The following is a 16460-nucleotide window of genomic DNA, read 5'->3' on the forward strand; positions in this document are numbered from 1 at the left end:
GCCCGCCCGGTGCCACGGTCATCTGCACTTCGAACTGGTAGGCCTGGTCGGTGGCGATCACGGTCAGCGGCGAGGCATCGCGCGGGGCGCTGCCCTTGCCCTGCAGGCGCAGCACGCCATTGCCCACCTGCAGCCGCTTGGCCTCGTCGGCGGCCGGGTTGAAGAAGGACCACTGCGGGCCCAGCGCGCTGGCGCGGAAGTCGTCCGACAACGCCAGCCCATGCGGCAGGGCCTGCCCGCTGGGCTTTTTCAACGGCGTGCCGAGGTCGCCGCCCTTGGCGACGAACCAGCCATCCGGGGTCCACTCGATCGGGTCGAGCAGTGCCTGCCGGCCCAGCGTCCAGTAGCCGTGTTCGTAGCCGTGGTAGAGCATCCACCAGCGTTTGTCGGTGCCTTCCACCAGGGTGGCGTGGCCACGCGACCACCACGGCTCGTCGGCGCTCCTGGTGCGGGTGATCGGGTTGTTGGGCGCGTTCTGCCAGGGGCCGTGGATCGAGCGCGAACGCGCGGTGATCACCATGTGCCCGGTCGGCGGGCCGGCGGTGCCGCCCACGGCGGTGGTCATGTAGTACCAGCCGTTGTGGCGGGTGATCTTGGGGCCTTCCTGCGCGTAGCCTTCCACGTCCCAGCTTTCCGGATATTTCCAGCCGTCGTAGACGTGCTTCGGGGTGCCGACCACCTTCAGGCCGTCGTCGGACAGCTGCACGTAATCGCCGCCACTCAGGAACAGGTAGCGCTTGCCGTCCTCGCCCACCGCATGGCCGGGGTCGATGTACTTGCCCAGGCCGATGTCGATCGGCTTGCTCCACGGGCCGGTGATGTCGTCGGCCCAGACCACGAAATTGCTGCGCTCGCCCTGGTCGCCGCGCCGCGCCGGGAAGTAGATGTAATAACGCTTGCCGTGCTTGATCAGGTCCGGCGCCCAGATCGCGCCGACGTTCTGGGTGATGGCGTGGCCCAGCGGCTGCCAGTTGACCAGGTCGCGCGAATGCCAGATCGGCAGGCCCGGATAGGCATCGAAGGAGGACAGCGTGAGGTAGTAGTCCTGCCCGTCCTTGAGCACCGACGGGTCGGGGTGGTCGCCTGCCAGCACCGGGTTGAGGAAGGTGCCGTTGCCCTGGTCGGCAACGCGCTGGTGCTCGATGCCGCGCTTCCAGTCGGCCGCGGCACCGAGCCCGGCACACAGCAGCAGGCCGCTGGCCAGCAGCCAACGCCATCGGGATGAAGTGATACCTGTACGCATGCTCTCTCCTGTCCCCGATCCCGGGGCTTGGCGGCAACCGGTGGGCAATGCCACCGGTTAACCGGATGAGGCGGAACCCTCCCGCCGGCAGCAACGTCCTGCACGCTCGGCAAGGCGTCGCACGCGCCCGGCAGGTGGAGCATCGATGCGGCATCACCTGCCGCATCGATCACGCCCATCCACCAGGCACCCGATCGCTTAGCGCGTCATGGCGTTACGCGCGCAATGCGCGTGGCAACCACAGCGATAGTTCGGGGAAGAACGCCACGATCAACAGCACGCACAAGGCCGCCAGCCAGAACGGCCAGATCGTGCGCATGCTCTGGGCGATGGTGATCTGCCCGATCGAGGTGCCGATGAACAGCACCGAGCCGATCGGCGGGGTGATCAGCCCGATGCCGCCGGCCAGCACCATCACCAGGCCGAAGTGGATCGGGTCGATGCCGTAGGCCTTGACCACCGGCAGGAAGATCGGCGTGCAGATCAGGATCTTCGGTGCCAGGTCCATGAACATGCCCAGCAGCAACAGCATCACCACGATCATCAGCAGCACGGTGTTCTTGCTGTCGGCGATGGCCTGCAGGAACTTCACCGCCGCTGCCGGCACCTGCAGGTAGGCCAGCAACCAGCCGAACACCGCGGCGGTGGCGATCACGAACAGGATCACGCCGGTGGTGCGTGCCGCATGCGTCACTGCCGCGAAGAACTCGGCCCAACGCAGCTGGCGATACAGCAGCGCGGTGACGATCAAGGCGTACACCACCGCGATCGCCGCGCTCTCCACCGCGGTGAAGATACCGGCGCGGATGCCGATGAAGATCAACGCGACCAGGCCCAGGCCCGGCAATGCGCCGAACAGGCGCAACGCCACCGCACGCCAGCCCGGGAACGGCTCGGTGCCGTAGCCGCGATGGCGTGCCACCGCATAGCCGGTGACCATCATTGCTGCGGTCATCAGCAGCGCGGGGAAGATACCGGCGGCGAACAGATCGGCGATCGACAGCCCGCCACCGGCCGCGGCCGAGAACAGGATCAGGTTGTGCGAGGGCGGCACCAGCAAGGCCACCAGCGCGGCGGTCATGCTCACGTTGACCGCGTAATCGCGGTCGTACCCGCGCTTGATCATCTGCGGGATCATGGTGCCGCCGACCGCCGAGACGTCGGCAATCGCCGAGCCGGACACGCCGCCGAAGAACAGCGACGACAACACGCTGACCTGCCCCAGGCCACCACGCACGCGCCCCACCAGCGACGAGGCCAGCGCGATCAGGCGTTCGGAAATACCACCACGCAACATCAACTCGCCGGCGAAGATGAACAGCGGGATGGCGATCAACGACGCCGAGCCGCTGCCGGCGGAAATCTGCTGCACCAGCACCACCGTGGGCAGGTCCAGATACAGCAGCGTGGCCAGTGCGGCCGCGCCCAAGGCGTAGGCCACCGGCACGCCGATCAGCAGCAGCACCACGAAGGTTCCCAACAACATGGCGATGCCCATCAGCGCACTCCTCCGGCCTGGATCGGGCGCAGCACACGCCACAGCTTGAACAAGGCAAAGAGCACCATCAGCGCGCCGCCGATCGACAGCGGCAGGTAATTGATGCTCTGCGGCATCTGCGCGCCGGCCATCTTGATGTCCAGGCCATCGAGCAGCAGCGCCGCACTCCACCACGCCAGCACCGCGCCGATGGCGATGATCATCAGCGGGCGGATCAGGTCGAACACGCGGCGCACCAGCGGTGGCACGTGTTCGCCCAGCAGGTAGAAGCCGAAGTGGCGGTTGGTATGCACGCCGGCGGCCGCGCCCAGGCTCAGCGCGGTGCTCAGCAACAGCAACGTCACCGGCTCGGTCCAGCTGGGCGAATCGTTGAGCACGTAGCGGGTGAACACCTGCCAGCCCTGCACGACCACCAGGCCCAGCAGCGCGATGGAGGCCACGCCAACGGCGGTATCGGAAACGCGGTCCAGCGCGCGCTGCAACGGCGCGACCGGGACGGCGACGGTCTCGGGTTCGGTCATCGGGTCACCTCTATGCAAAATCGCGGATGCGGCGGTACAGCGCTTCGATCTCGGGCTGCTTGCGGTATTCGGCCAGCAGCGGCGCGGCGGCGGCGCGGAACGCCGGCATGTCGACCTGGTTGAGCTTCACGCCGTAGTCGATCACCTGCTTGCGCGCGATGGTCTCGGAGGCATCCCACAGATTGCGCATCACCGGGACCGAGGCGCGTGCCAGCTCCACCACCAGGCCGCGGTCGGCCGGGCTCAGCGACTGGAAACTCTGCCGCGACATCACCAGGATGTCCGGCGCGTAGGAATGCTCGCTCTGCGACCAGTAATGCGCGGCTTCGAAATGCCGGCTGGACTGGAAGCTGCGCATGTTGTTTTCCGCACCGTCGATCATGTGCGTTTCCATCGCCGAGAACGTCTCGCCCAGCGACATCGGGGTGGGATTGGCGCCCAGCATGCGCATCAGCTTGAGGAAGATGTCCGACGAGGCCACGCGCAGTTTCAGGCCCTTGAGATCTTCCGGGCGGTGCAGCGGATGCTTGGTGTTGTAGAAGCAGCGCGCGCCCGAATCGTAGATGGCCAGGCCCACCAGGTCGCGCTGCTCGAAGCTGCGCAGCACGCTGTCGCCGACATGGCCATCGATGGCGCGGCGCAGATGCGGCACCGAGTCGAACACGTACGGCAGGCACAGCGCCTGGGTCAGCGGAAAGGTGTTGTTCAACGCACCCGAATACACGCGGGTGATGTCGATGGCACCAAAGCGCGCCATGTCGATCGCCTCCGACTCGCGCCCGAGCTGGCCGGAGTGGTACTGGCGCAGCTTGAGCCGGCCATTGGTACGCGCTTCGAGCTGCTTGCCGAACCAGCGCACCGCTTCCACCGTGGGGTAGTCGCCGACGTGCACGTCGGTGGCGGTGAGCAGCTGCCCGCCGGGAATCGGCGTGGTGGCGCCGGCGCCCAGCCAGGGGCCGGCTGCGGCGGCGCCGAGCCCGGCACCGAGGAAATGTCTGCGTGTGATCATTGGCGCCCTCCCAAGCGTCTGGTCACTGGTCCGGCGTTACTTGGCGGACACAGCCGTACAGGAAATGTCGCCGATGCCGGCGAAGCGAATCAGGGCATGCTGTCCCACTTCGATGTCATGGATACCGGTGGCATTGCCCGTGGCGATGAGATCACCGCGCTTGAGCGGACGCCCGCGCCGGGCCGAACGGCCGAGCGCAAATGCGTAGGCGGCGCGCAGCCCGCCCGGCAACGTGGTGGCCCCGCCGGTGCCGACCAGCTGATCGTCGATCAGGGTTTCGGCGGTCAGTGCAGATTCGTCGCGCGCCAGCCAGTCGGTCACTTCCGGGCCCAGGATCAGGCCGTTGTTGTTGCCGAAGTCGGAGATCACCACGCGCGGGCCCAGCTTGTTGATGGTGGCCAGCGGGCTGCTGGCGATCTCCACGCCGATGAACAAGGTGGCCGGCAGCTGCGCCGCCTCCTCTGGGGTGAAGTGGGTCTGCTCGGCCGGCGCGTCCGCGTCCAGGCGTAGCACGTACTCGGCCTCGACCGCGCCAAAGCCGCCCGCGTAGATCGGGAACTCGGTTGTTCCACCGGTAGCATTCCAGAGCTTGTGCGAGAAGATCGGGCCGAGCAGGCGCTCGTCGCCGGAATGGTCGCGGCGCTCGGCAGCGATATAGCCCACCTTCCAGCCGACCACCCGGTCGTCCCACTGGCTGATGGCGATATCCTGCACCTGGTAGGCAGTGACCAGATCGTCAGGGATTTGCCCGGGAAAGTCGGGCAGCGATGCCCCTGCACGGCGTGCCTCCACAAAGCGCTGCGCGATCTGCGACAGCGAGGATGTGGACGATGGCGGGGTGGCGGCGTCGTTGCTCAAGGGTGTCTCCCTGATAGGTGTTTTTGTTGCACTGCCAATCGACAGTGGCACGGTGTGCTGTATATGGTAAACCGGTGTCATTGGCAATGTGCAGTGCGGCAAAGTGGCCGCAGGAACGAAGCAACCCTGGGAGGGGTGGATGGAACAGACAAGCCAGACGCGCGTGTTTGCCGCGTTTTCGAGCCTCATGCGCCGGTGCATGACGGTGGGGGTGATGGGTTTGCTGCTGGCAGGGCCGGTGCTGGCCGCCGAGGCACCCGGCGCCGAGACCGCAGCCGAGCAGGCCAGCCGGATCCCGCTGTGGCCCAAGGGGCTGGCACCGGGTGACAAGGCGCTGCAGCAGCCGCAGCGCATCGTCCAACGCAGCAGCGACCCTGCGCTGCCCGATCGCTATATCCAGCAGATCAGCACGCCGTATCTGGTGGTCTACCGGCCCCGGCAGCCGAACGGCACCGCCCTGCTGGTCACCCCCGGCGGCGGCTACCAGCGCATCGTGCTCGACAACGAAGGCAGCGCGCTGGTGCCGAGCTTCGTCGACCAGGCCGGTATCACCCTGTTCGTGCTGCGCTACCGGCTGCCCGGCGAAGGCCACCGGAACGGCGCCGACGTGCCGCTGGCCGATGCACAGCGTGCGCTGCGGCTGATCCGCGCCAATGCCGCCCGCTACGGCATTGATGCGCAACGGGTCGGGGTGATGGGCTTTTCGGCCGGCGGCCATGTCGCCGCCAGCCTAGGCACGCGCTACGCCGCGCAGGTGTACCCGGCCCAGGACGCGGCCGATGCGCTGAGCGCGCGGCCGGATTTTGAACTGCTGATCTACCCGGTCATCGACATGGACAGCGCCAACGCACACCCGGGCTCGCGTGAGCGCCTGCTCGGCAGCAATCCAGACGCCGCGCAGGTGCGCGCGTATTCGCCGCAACTGCATGTGGATGCCCGCACGCCGCCCAGTTTCCTGCTGCATGCGCAGGACGACACCGTGGTGCCGGTGCGCAACAGCCTGCTGATGCACGAGGCGCTGCTGCGCGCCGGCGTAGCGAGCGAGCTGCATGTCTTCCCGCAGGGCGGCCATGGCTTCGGCACCGCCAGCGGCACCGGCCTGACCGTGGCCGCATGGCCTCAGCTGGCGCAGGCCTGGATCGCGCATGTCACCAGGGGGCAGACGCCTGCATCTGCATCTTCACCGGCACCGGCACCGGCAGTGATCCCTGCGCAGGACGCGGCGCGATGACAGCGCCGTCCATGCCCGACACGCGCCGACGCACGCTGCTGCGTGGCGGGCTGCTTGCCACTGCCGCAGCAGCGCTGCCCGGCGTCGCCGGCGCGGCCGCACCGCCGCCACGCGATGACAGCGCGCCGCTGGCACGCGTGCGTGGCGGCGCGCTGCGCGGCTATCGCGACCAGGACATCTACGTGTTCAAGGGCATCCCGTACGGCGGCGACACCGCCGCGCGGCGCTTTCAGGCACCTGTGCTGGAAACGCCTTGGCAGGACGTGCGCGATGCCGGCGCCTACGGTGCGGCCGCACCGCAACTCAAGGCCAGCGAACCCACCAGCGAGGAGTGCCTGTTTCTCAACGTGTGGACGCCGGGCCTGCGCGATGGCGGCAAGCGGCCGATCCTGTTCTATATCCACGGCGGCGGCTACACCACCGGCTCCGGCAGCGACCCGCTGTACGACGGGGTGCGCCTGTGCAAGCGCGGCGACGTGGTGGTGGTCACCGTCAATCACCGGCTCAACCTGTTCGGCTATCTGTCGCTGGCGCAGCTGGGCGATGCCGGCTTTGCCGACTCCGGCAATGCCGGTCAGCTGGACCTGATCCAGGCACTGCAGTGGGTGCGCCAGCACGCGGGCGAATTCGGCGGCGATGCCGGCAACGTCACCGTGTTCGGCCAGTCCGGTGGCGGCGCCAAGATCGCCACGCTGATGGCGATGCCGGCCGCGCGCGGCCTGTTCCATCGCGCCTGGACCATGAGCGGGCAACAGGTCACCGTGGCAGGGCCACGCGCGGCCACCCAGCGCGCGCAATTGCTGCTGGATGCGCTGAAACTTGCGCCAGGCGAGCTTGCGCGGATCCGCACGCTACCGGTGGCGCAGCTGCTGGCTGCCGCGCAGCTGCGCGACCCCTCGCGGGTGGAAAACAGCGCGTTGTATTTCGGCCCGGTGCTGGATGCGCGCAATGTGCCGGTGCACCCGTTCTGGCCGACTGCGCCACTGCAATCGGCCCGCATTCCCATGGTGATCGGCAATACCCGCGACGAGACGCGCGCGTTTCTGGGCAACGACGCCAAGAACTTCGCGTTGAGCTGGGACGAGCTGCCGGCCAGGCTGGAAAGCCAGCAATACGTCGACCTGTTGCCGCAGGTGGTGATTGCCGAATATCGCCGGCTGTATCCGCAGTACTCGCCCTCGGACGTGTTCTTTGCGGCGACCACCGCCGGCCGCTCGTGGCGCGGCGCGGTCGAAGAGGCCGAAGCGCGCGCGCGCCAGGGCGCACCGACCTGGGTGTATCAGCTGGACTGGGGCTCGCCGCTGGATGGCGGCAAGTTCGGCGCCTTCCACACGCTGGATATTCCGCTGGTCTTCGACACCATTGCGCAGCCCGGCGCGCGCACCGGCGACGGTGCCGATGCGCAGCGCATGGCCGCGCAGATGAGCCAGGCACTGCTGGCGTTCGCGCGCAGCGGCAACCCGAATCATCGCAGCCTGCCGCATTGGACGCCGTATTCGCTGCAACGCCGCGAGACGCTGCTGTTCGATATACCGAGCCGGCTGGAGCACGACCCGCGCGGTGGCGAGCGCAGGCTGTACCAGCAAGCGCCTTTCATTCAACGCGGCACGTTTTGAGTGCTTGCATGGTGGAGCGCCACCTCGCGCGGGCTGACGGCCGGCTGCAGCGGCAGGGTTTTGCCGCCACAGGGTGGCGCCAATCAAGGCGTGGCCCCGGTGATCGTGCTTGGGCTTTCTGACTGCCGTTGGTCTTCCAACTCGATTTCGGCGTCTGCCTGCCTTTCGTCTTCCGTTCGTCTTCCGACTGACATCCGTTCCTTGATCGCTTCTTCGTCTCTGGTGACTCATGCGCTTCCCGTCTCTCGTACCGCTGGTTCTGCTGGCAGCAACCGCTATACCTGCTGCACACGCTGTTGAGGCGCCGCCTGCACCCGTGCCCGCGTCTGGCGTGCCCGCGACCGGAACGCAGCTTGCCGCCAGCAAGATCGTGCTGGTCGGCGATTCCACCACTGCCGTGCAAGGTGGCTGGGGGCCGAGTTTCTGCGCACAGCATGTGACCTCGTTCCTGAGCTGCCTCAATCTGGCGCGCGGTGGCCGCAGCACCTCCAACTACCGTGCCGAAGGGTCGTGGGAGATCGCGCTGCACGAGCTGCGCAGCGGCGGTTATCGACAGGTCTATGTGCTGATCCAGTTCGGTCACAACGACCAACCCGGCAAACCGGGGCGTTCCACCGACCTGACGACCGAATTCCCCGCCAACCTGCGCCGGTATGTGGCCGAGGCGCGCGCCGCCGGTGCGATTCCGGTGCTGGTCACGCCATTGACGCGGCGGCAGTTCGCGCGCGGCCAATTAGTGGATGACCTGGGCCCGTGGGCGGAGGCCACGCGCAAGGTTGCGCAGGAATTGCAGGTGCCGTTGATCGATCTGCATGCGCGCAGTCGTGCGCTGGTGCAGGGCATGGGCCCGGTGTTGGCGATGCGGCTGGCGCAGCGGCCTGCCGAACCCGCGCAAGTGCTTGCCGCGCAATCGGGCACCACGATTGGCAAGACGCCGGTGCAGGCATTGCATGCGCCGCCGCCGTCTAAGATTGCGGCAGCGGGCAGCGTCTCCGCCAGCGCGCAGGACAATGCCAACGCCGAGCCGATGGGCCAGGCCAAACTCGCGTTCGACTACACCCATCTTGGTGCGGACGGCGCGGATCTGTTCGCGGCGATTGTTGCCGACGAGTTGGCAAAGCACGTGCCCGCGTTGCGGCCGCTGTTGATTCCGTGATGCGTCATTTCATCTGATCAACTAGAGCGGCCAACAAAACTACTTGACGCCAGTCAATTGCAGGCCGGCTGATGTGCTGCCTGGCTGCAGGGCCCTTGCCCGCCGCCCACCATCGCGAGACACGCCGCAAGGACGTCCATGTAGGCTCTGGCGCGGCATCCATGCCGCTCAAGGTCCCGCGACGATGGGCGGGCAAGGACCAGTCGAGAGGGTCGGTAGCACAGTCTTTAATAAAGCAACCAGCAAACTGTCTGGTGCGGTGTCTTCACCAATTGCGGGACCGTGTGGCGGCACGGATGCCGCCACCGCGCCCCCGGGGATGGGTTCACGGCGTGTGCCGCGAGCGGTGAAGAGACCGCGCAGTCGACCCTGCACTCACTGACAAGCACTCGCTCGCCAGATTTTGTTGGTCGCTCCTAGCTGCATCAGCTCACGACAGGCACTGGCGCATCCGCTTCGATCACCTGCTCGCGCTTGAGCTCTTCCCATACCGCTGCCGGAATCGCCACGCGCATCGAGACCGCATTCGCATGCGCCTGCTCGGGCGTGCGCGCACCCGGAATCACCGCGGACACCACCTTCGGCGCGGCGGCAAATTGCAGCGACACCGTGCGCAGATCCACGCCGTGGCGCTCGCAGATGGCGAGTGCCTTCTGGCGCTTGGCCGGTGCCCATTCCGGCACGGTGCCGTCGTAGAGATACCGCTCGCGGCCGGCCAGATAGCCCGCCAACAACGGCGCACCGACCACCACCGACGCGCCGTGCTTTGCGATCTTCGGGAAGGTGTCGTGCAGCGCCTGCGCGTGGTCGAGCAACGAATACTGGCAGGCCAGCAGGAAGATATCCGGATCGGCCTCCTCGATCGCACGCAAGGCCGGCTCGGGGCGATTGACGCCAAAGCCCCAGGCCTTGATCAGGCCCTCCTTGCGCATCTTGGTCAGCTCGGGCATCGCGCCTTTCACCGCCTCGGCAAAGCGCTGTTCCCACGGCATGCCGAGGTCTTTCTCGTTCTCCGGGGACAGGTCGTGGATGTAGGCGATATCGATCTGCGACACGCCCAGCCGCTGCAGGCTGTCTTCGATGGACCGACGCACCCCGGAGGCGCTGTAGTCGTAGCGGTAGTCGAAGGGCGAGGGCTGCTGCCACATCGTCTTCGGCGGCTTGTCGGTGGCGGTGAGCAGGCGCCCGACCTTGGTCGACAGCACGTAGTCGACTGCAGCGTGATTGTGCAGATGGTGGCCGGTACGACGCTCGGACAGGCCCAGGCCGTACCACGGCGAGGTATCGAAATAGCGCACGCCCGATTCCCACACTGCCGCCAGGGTTGCTTCGCTTTGCGCATCGCTGGTGGGCGCAAACCCGTTGCCGATCGCCACGCCACCAAAGCCCAGACGACTCGACGGCCGATAGCGCGCGGCCTTGGCTGCGGGATTGGTCGGCAACGCGGCGGCGGCGGCCTTGCCGCGCGTGGGCATCACGCTGCCGGGCGCGGAGGTCTGCGCCAACAACGGGGCGGCGGCCAATGCGGCGGTGCCGGCAGCGGCGGCGGAAAGGAACTGGCGACGGGTATTCATGGGGGAAATCCTTGCGGCGACTCGATGCACAAGCATGGTCCCGCCTGCGTGCAGACCAGGTCAGCGCAAGGCGCGCGCGCGTACACATGCAGGCAACGAACGGCCCGCGTGCAGGTTTAGACAAGCAGGCACGTCAGCACAGGTTATCAGCGGTCGCTGCTGGTGGTCATTGCATGCACCGCATGCTCGGGACATGCAGAAGTGGCCTGTGTTCCGGGCCGCTACACTTCATCGCGTGGCGTTGCCTAAGAGCGGCTGACACAGCGTCGCGAGCGGTAGTCGACTGTGTGCGGACGGCACACTCAGAACCGCAGTGCATGCGTGGCATATGTTGCTTCCGAGCACCGAGCGCGCCTGCCTGACGGCTGTGCAGTCGTTTTGCTAGCCACTCCAGATCCCTGCACAAGTCCTTATTGCATGGATCCAACGTCCATCAGTGTATTTCCAGCAGTTGTACCTGTGCCCGCGGTGGGCCATCGCCCAGCCACAGCGTGCCCACACTGATCGGCAGGCTGAAGCGACGCGGGCCGGCGCTGCCCGGATTGATGTACAGCACCCCGTCGCGTGTCTGGACCGCTGGCTTGTGCGAATGTCCGCTGATGATCACATCTGCGGCGACATCCGCTGCCAGCGTTTTCAGATCGTGCAGCACATGGATGCGCACATTTGCGATCAGCAGGTCCAGCGTTTGCGGAAGTTGCGCTGCCCACGGCGTGTTGTCGATATTGCCGGCGATCGCATGCAACGGTGCCAGCGCGCCCAGCGCGGTAAGGATCTCCGGCTTGCCCACGTCGCCGGCATGGATGATCGCCGCGCAGCCCTGCAATGCAGCCACGGCCTCGGGCCGCAGCAGGCCGTGCGTGTCGGAGATCAGGCCAATGCGTAAGGCGGCAGCCGTCATCGGGTGTGGGTGAAGGTGGCGGGCGATGAGGATGCACTGCCGGGTGATGCCGTTGCGTCAACGTGGCGCCTTTTCGCGTCGGCAGCATGTTCAGCGGCCAACCTCGCCATGGCAGCTGTTGCCCGGCACACCGTGGCGTGCCGGGTATCAATCAACTCGGTGCATCGACTCACTGTGTTGTACGCGCTTTCCAGGCCCAGACGCTGTTGGGATCGCCCTGCAGTCCGCGCCGTTTGCTTGCACGCGCCAGTTGCCAGTACGCCCATGCCAACACCAGCGCGATCAGGTCCACGCCGAGTACCGTGGCGTCCTGCCATGGCAGCACCACGCCGCGCGCGGAAACGCAGCTGGCCAGCGGAATCAGCGCCGTCAGGCCTGCGCAGGCCAGCAACACCTCGTACGCCCCACGTGCGGTGGGGCGGATCAGTGCCCACACCAGCACGGTCGCGAAGACCGCGTAATAGACATGACGCTCCTGTCCTTGCGGCAGCAGGCGCGCGGCGATGAACAGCGCCGAGACGCCGGCCACGCTGCCCAGGCACACGCCGACGGTGAGGCGCGCCATCGCGTGGGTGCGGCGCGGTTGATCGACCAGGCGACGCTTGCGGCGTGTTTCGATCCACAGCAGGTTGCCGCTGTAGAACAGGAACGCGCCGCCCAGCCCGAGCAGGAAATACAGCCACTGCACCGGCGCCTGCCCGAAGTTGCCGAAGTGCAGCCCTTGCAGCCCGCGCAATGCAGCGGTGCCTGGTGACATCGTCCTTGGTTCGAGTACGCGCAGGACTTGGCCGGTTGCCGCGTCCAGCGCCACGCCACCGAGGGTGTTGAGCCGGCGCTGCGCGTGATGGCCATACACCTCCGCACGCGCATTGGCATCGCCTGCATCGTGAAACCCGATGCTTTCCGGTACGAACCCCGGGCTGGCCGCGCGCGCCTTGTCCAGCAGCACCGCCAGCGGCAACACCGGCGCCGCACGCCTGGCCGGTTGCACATGCGGGGTGAGCTGGAAGTCCGGCTCCAGGATCTGCATCAGCTTGCCATCGAACACCAGGAACTGGAACGGCGCCAGCAGCAGCACGCCCAGGCACAACACCGCACCGGACCAGGCGAAGATCACATGGAACGGCAGCGACAGCATGCCGACCACGTTGTGCGCGTCCTGCCACAGGCGCTTGACGTTGGTGCCGATGCGCAGCGCGAACAGGTCCTTGAAGAACACCGGCGCATACAGCACCACGCCGCTGACCAGGGCCAGCCCGTACAACACGCTCACCACCCCGAACAGGTAGGTGCCGAACACGCGCGGCAGCCCGGCGGTGAAGTGCAGGTCATAGAGAAAGTCGGCAAAGCCCACCCGCTGCGGCAGCTCCAGCAGATTGCCATCGGCGGCTTGTTGATACTGCCGCATGCCACCGCTGGCCTCGGCCTGCGGGCCGTACCAGTACAGCCGCGCCAGTGGCCCGTGCTCGCCGGGCAGCAGCACCAGGAAGGAGTCGGCCACCTGCGGATGCCGGGCGATCACCGCATCCAGCAGGCGCTGCGCGGCGGCGACAGGATCTGCCGGCGCCGGCTGCGTGGCAGGCGGGGTGGCCTGCCAGCCGCTCAATTGGTGAGTAAACACGGTGATGGCACCGGCATAGAAGGCGATGAACAAGGCCATGCCGGCCAACAGGCCCATCCAGCTATGGACCGACAGAAACGCGCGCAAGGTCGCTGCTTTCATGCGCCCAGCTCCGTCCAGCCCACGGCCTTGATGCCTGCAAGCGCGAGGTAGCACAGCAGCGTCAGCCCGCCGAGCACGACCCAGGCACGCGGTGCGCTACGAAACACGAACGGCAAGGCCATCGCACCGATCCATGCCGGAAACATCAGCAGCAACCACGCCAGCGTGTAGCTCCGCTGCGGCCCCGGCAGCACCAAGGCGCACAGGCCGACCACGCCCACCGCAAGCGGCAGCCCCAGCACCACGGCGGCCAGCCATCTAGCCCACATGGCGCACCTGCCTGCGTTGCACGCGCGCCTGCTGCCAGGCATCCAGGTACGGCAGCGCCACCGCCACCAGCATCAACGCCGTCACTGCGGCGAAGATGCCGGCCCAGGTCCCCAATGCAGCGATGGCGCAGCCCAGCGACAGCAGCAGCAACGCACTGGCGCCGAGGCGTAGCGCACGCGCGGACAGCCGGCGCTGCGGCCACAGGCGTTGATGCCTGGTTGCCAGGTAGAACGCCAGCGCCGAGACCGCAGCGGCGAGCAGATAGCACGCCGTCATCAGGCCGCTCATGCCTGCACCTGCATCGAAGCGGAGGGCGACAAGCCGCCCGAAAGCACAGGCCGCGTGCCGCCGCCCGGCGCCCCGGCACACCCCGAATACGCAGCCCGCACGGGTGCATCTGCGCGCCCGACCCTGCGCACGACGGGAACAGGCCACTCAAGCATCGAAGAAGCAGCAGCACTCAAAACGCCCACGCACAACGCTCCCGTAACGAGATCGACGGAAGGCATGGCGGCGGCTGTGCCCGGCAGCCCTCCCCGGGCCGCCTGATATCAGTGGTCGACACCCAGCTGCGCCGCCCGACAGGCGCACGCAACACGGTCTCACCACTCTATGGCGCGCAATCTAACAGGTGCCACGGCGCCGGACCAGCCGTCCGGCGCCGTGGGTGCTGCATCAGCCCTGCGGCGTCAGCACGACGACGCCCAGCGGCGGCAACAGCAGCGGCAGGGATTGCGCATGGCCATGCATGGACTGCTGCTCGGCGCCCACCACACCGCCATTGCCCAGGTTCGCGCCGCCATAGATACCGGCGTCGCTGTTGAACACCTCGCGCCACTGGCCGCCCTGCGGCACGCCGACGCGGTAGCCGTGCTGCACGATCGGGGTGAAGTTGATCACCACCAGCACCGGGGCGTCGCCGCGCTTGCCCTTGCGCAGGAACGCGACCACGCTGTTGGCCGCGTCATCGCCCACCACCCACGCAAACCCGGCCGGGTCGTCATCCTGCGCGTGCAGCGCGGGGTATTCGATATACAGCCGGTTCAAGTCACGCACCAGGGTCTGCACGCCGCGATGGCGCGGGTCGTCCAGCAGATGCCAGGGGATGCCGCCGTCGTGGTTCCACTCGGTGGGCTGGCCGAATTCGCAGCCCATGAACAGCAACTTGCGCCCCGGGTGGGTGAACATGTAGCCCAGGTAGGCGCGCAGGTTGGCGAACCGTTGCCAGTCGTCGCCAGGCATGCGGCCCAGCAACGAGCCCTTGCCGTGCACCACTTCGTCGTGCGAGATCGGCAGCACGAAGCGCTCCGAATACGCATAGACCATGCTGAAGGTCAGCTCGCCGTGGTGGTAACGGCGGTAGATCGGATCCAGTGCGGCGTAATGCAGGGTGTCGTGCATCCAGCCCATGTTCCACTTGTAGTGGAAGCCCAGGCCACCATGCGCCACGTCGGCAGTGACGCCGGGGAATGCGGTGGATTCCTCGGCAATCATCACCGCGCCCGGCGTATGCTCGCGCACCACCTCGTTGAGCCGGCGCAGGAAGGCGATGGTCTCGTAGTTCTCGCGTCCGCCATGGATGTTGGGCACCCACTCGCCGGCATTGCGGCTGTAGTCGCGGTACAGCATCGAGGCCACCGCATCCACGCGCAGGCCATCGACGTGGAAGCGCTGCAGGAACTCCAGCGCACTGGCGATCAGGAACCCGGACACCTCGCGCCGCCCGTGGTTGTAGATCAGCGTATTCCAGTCGCGATGGAAGCCTTCGCGCGGGTCGGCATGTTCGTACAGCGCGGTGCCGTCGAAATGCGCCAGGCCGTGGGCATCGGTGGGGAAATGCGCCGGCACCCAGTCGACGATCACGCCGATGCCTTCGCGGTGGCAGCGATCGACGAAGCGGGCAAACCCATCCGGCGAGCCGAAGCGCGCAGTCGGCGCGAACAGGCCCAGCGGCTGGTAGCCCCACGAGCCGCCGAACGGATGCTCGGTCACCGGCATCAGCTCGACATGGGTGAAGCCCATGTCCGCCACGTACGGAATCAGGCGGTCGGCCAGGCCATCCCAGTCCAAGTCCACGCCTTCCTGGCGCAACCAGGAACCGGCATGGATCTCGTAGATGCTCATCGGTGCGTCGTGCGCCTGACGGCGCGCGCGCGTGGCCATCCAGCCGTCATCGCTCCACTGGTGCGGGGTGGGGTCGGCCACGATCGAGGCGGTGCCCGGCGCCAGCTCGGCACGCCGCGCCACCGGGTCGGCCTTGGCCGGCAACTCGTTCCCATGCGGGCCGCGCAGCTGGTACTTGTAGTGCGCCCCCGGGCCGACGTCGGGCACGAACAGCTCCCACACGCCGGACTGGTGCCGCAGCCGCATCGGATGCCGGCGTGCGTCCCAGCTGTTGAAGTCGCCCACCACCGCCACGCGCGTGGCATTGGGCGCCCACACCGCAAAGCGCGTGCCGCGTACGCCATCGACCTCGATCACGTTGGCGCCGAGTGCATCGGCCAGCTGCAGGTGATGGCCTTCGCTGATCAGATGCAGGTCGAAGTCGCTGAGCTGCGGGCCGAACGCGTACGGGTCGGCGGTGTCCTGCTCGCCGCCGGGCCAGCCGATGCGCAGGCGATACCCGCCCTGCGCCGGCAACGCGCCGGCGAACAGGCCCGGCTCCGGGCCCGCGTCCAGCGCGATGACCTGGCCATCGTCGAGCACGGCATTGACGTAGTCGGCACCCGGTTGATAGGTGCGCAGCACCCGACCGCTATCGGTCGGGTGCGCGCCAAGAATGGCGAATGCATCGCCATGGCGTGCCTCGGCCAGGGCGCGGGTCGCGCCGGGATCCCATCGATTGGTCACTGCTGTCATC

The 16460-nt window shown here is 67.4% G+C and carries 14 protein-coding genes and 1 other RNA gene; 3 read left to right on the forward strand and 12 right to left on the reverse strand.

Annotated elements, in window-relative coordinates:
- The 5 genes from EO170_RS00025 to EO170_RS00045 all read right to left on the reverse strand — a co-directional run.
- On the reverse strand, nucleotides 1-1243 hold a 1243-nt coding region (locus EO170_RS00025), incomplete at its 3' end, for a family 43 glycosylhydrolase (RefSeq protein WP_126941641.1).
- A gap of 214 nt (nucleotides 1244-1457) precedes the next feature.
- The gene (locus tag EO170_RS00030) at nucleotides 1458-2741 is read right to left on the reverse strand and encodes a TRAP transporter large permease (protein ID WP_104586363.1); all 1284 of its coding nucleotides are present in this window, start codon (nucleotides 2739-2741) and stop codon (nucleotides 1458-1460) included.
- The gene (locus EO170_RS00035; protein WP_164740843.1) at nucleotides 2741-3262 is read right to left on the reverse strand and encodes a TRAP transporter small permease; all 522 of its coding nucleotides are present in this window, start codon (nucleotides 3260-3262) and stop codon (nucleotides 2741-2743) included. Before EO170_RS00035 ends, EO170_RS00030 begins: the two co-directional genes overlap by 1 nt.
- A gap of 10 nt (nucleotides 3263-3272) precedes the next feature.
- Entirely contained in the window at nucleotides 3273-4271 is a 999-nt protein-coding gene (locus EO170_RS00040) for a TRAP transporter substrate-binding protein (protein ID WP_104586361.1), read from the reverse strand.
- Between the two features lie 36 nt (nucleotides 4272-4307).
- Complete coding sequence (locus EO170_RS00045) at nucleotides 4308-5129, reverse strand: 2-keto-4-pentenoate hydratase (RefSeq protein ID WP_115675598.1); 822 nt, start codon at nucleotides 5127-5129, stop codon at nucleotides 4308-4310.
- A 199-nt stretch (nucleotides 5130-5328) separates the two neighbouring features.
- Here EO170_RS00045 and EO170_RS00050 point away from each other — a divergent pair, with 199 nt between their 5' ends.
- The 3 genes from EO170_RS00050 to EO170_RS00060 all read left to right on the forward strand — a co-directional run bounded on the left by EO170_RS00050 (nucleotide 5329) and on the right by EO170_RS00060 (nucleotide 9132).
- Nucleotides 5329-6360 (forward strand): alpha/beta hydrolase, encoded by a 1032-nt coding sequence (locus tag EO170_RS00050; protein WP_126941671.1) that lies wholly within the window; start codon nucleotides 5329-5331, stop codon nucleotides 6358-6360.
- Nucleotides 6357-7976 carry a carboxylesterase family protein gene (locus EO170_RS00055; RefSeq protein WP_164740845.1) on the forward strand — a complete coding sequence of 540 codons (1620 nt, stop codon included), beginning with the start codon at nucleotides 6357-6359 and terminating at the stop codon, nucleotides 7974-7976. Before EO170_RS00050 ends, EO170_RS00055 begins: the two co-directional genes overlap by 4 nt.
- A 229-nt stretch (nucleotides 7977-8205) precedes the next feature.
- Nucleotides 8206-9132 (forward strand): rhamnogalacturonan acetylesterase, encoded by a 927-nt coding sequence (locus tag EO170_RS00060; protein WP_126941643.1) that lies wholly within the window; start codon nucleotides 8206-8208, stop codon nucleotides 9130-9132.
- Between the two features lie 425 nt (nucleotides 9133-9557).
- Here EO170_RS00060 and EO170_RS00065 read toward each other — a convergent pair whose 3' ends face one another.
- The 7 genes from EO170_RS00065 to glgB form a co-directional block, all read right to left on the reverse strand.
- Nucleotides 9558-10706 (reverse strand): aldo/keto reductase, encoded by a 1149-nt coding sequence (locus tag EO170_RS00065; protein ID WP_126941645.1) that lies wholly within the window; start codon nucleotides 10704-10706, stop codon nucleotides 9558-9560.
- A 253-nt stretch (nucleotides 10707-10959) separates the two neighbouring features.
- A non-coding RNA gene (locus EO170_RS00070) (sX9 sRNA) lies at nucleotides 10960-11034 on the reverse strand.
- Nucleotides 11035-11139: 105 nt separating this feature from the next.
- Complete coding sequence (locus tag EO170_RS00075) at nucleotides 11140-11607, reverse strand: metallophosphoesterase family protein (RefSeq protein WP_126941647.1); 468 nt, start codon at nucleotides 11605-11607, stop codon at nucleotides 11140-11142.
- A 169-nt stretch (nucleotides 11608-11776) separates the two neighbouring features.
- Nucleotides 11777-13330 (reverse strand): PepSY-associated TM helix domain-containing protein, encoded by a 1554-nt coding sequence (locus EO170_RS00080; RefSeq protein WP_119130099.1) that lies wholly within the window; start codon nucleotides 13328-13330, stop codon nucleotides 11777-11779.
- Nucleotides 13327-13599 (reverse strand): hypothetical protein, encoded by a 273-nt coding sequence (locus tag EO170_RS00085; protein ID WP_104584418.1) that lies wholly within the window; start codon nucleotides 13597-13599, stop codon nucleotides 13327-13329. Before EO170_RS00085 ends, EO170_RS00080 begins: the two co-directional genes overlap by 4 nt.
- Nucleotides 13589-13888, reverse strand: a complete 300-nt coding sequence (locus EO170_RS00090; RefSeq protein ID WP_104584421.1) for a hypothetical protein — start codon at nucleotides 13886-13888, stop codon at nucleotides 13589-13591. Before EO170_RS00090 ends, EO170_RS00085 begins: the two co-directional genes overlap by 11 nt.
- Nucleotides 13889-14275: 387 nt before the next feature.
- A complete protein-coding gene (glgB, locus tag EO170_RS00095; protein WP_126941649.1) occupies nucleotides 14276-16459 on the reverse strand; it encodes a 1,4-alpha-glucan branching protein GlgB in 2184 nt (727 codons plus the stop codon).
- Between the last annotated feature and the right edge of the window lies 1 nt (nucleotide 16460).

Source organism: Xanthomonas sp. BRIP62409, from assembly GCF_003992965.1.
Taxonomy (GTDB): domain Bacteria; phylum Pseudomonadota; class Gammaproteobacteria; order Xanthomonadales; family Xanthomonadaceae; genus Xanthomonas; species Xanthomonas euroxanthea.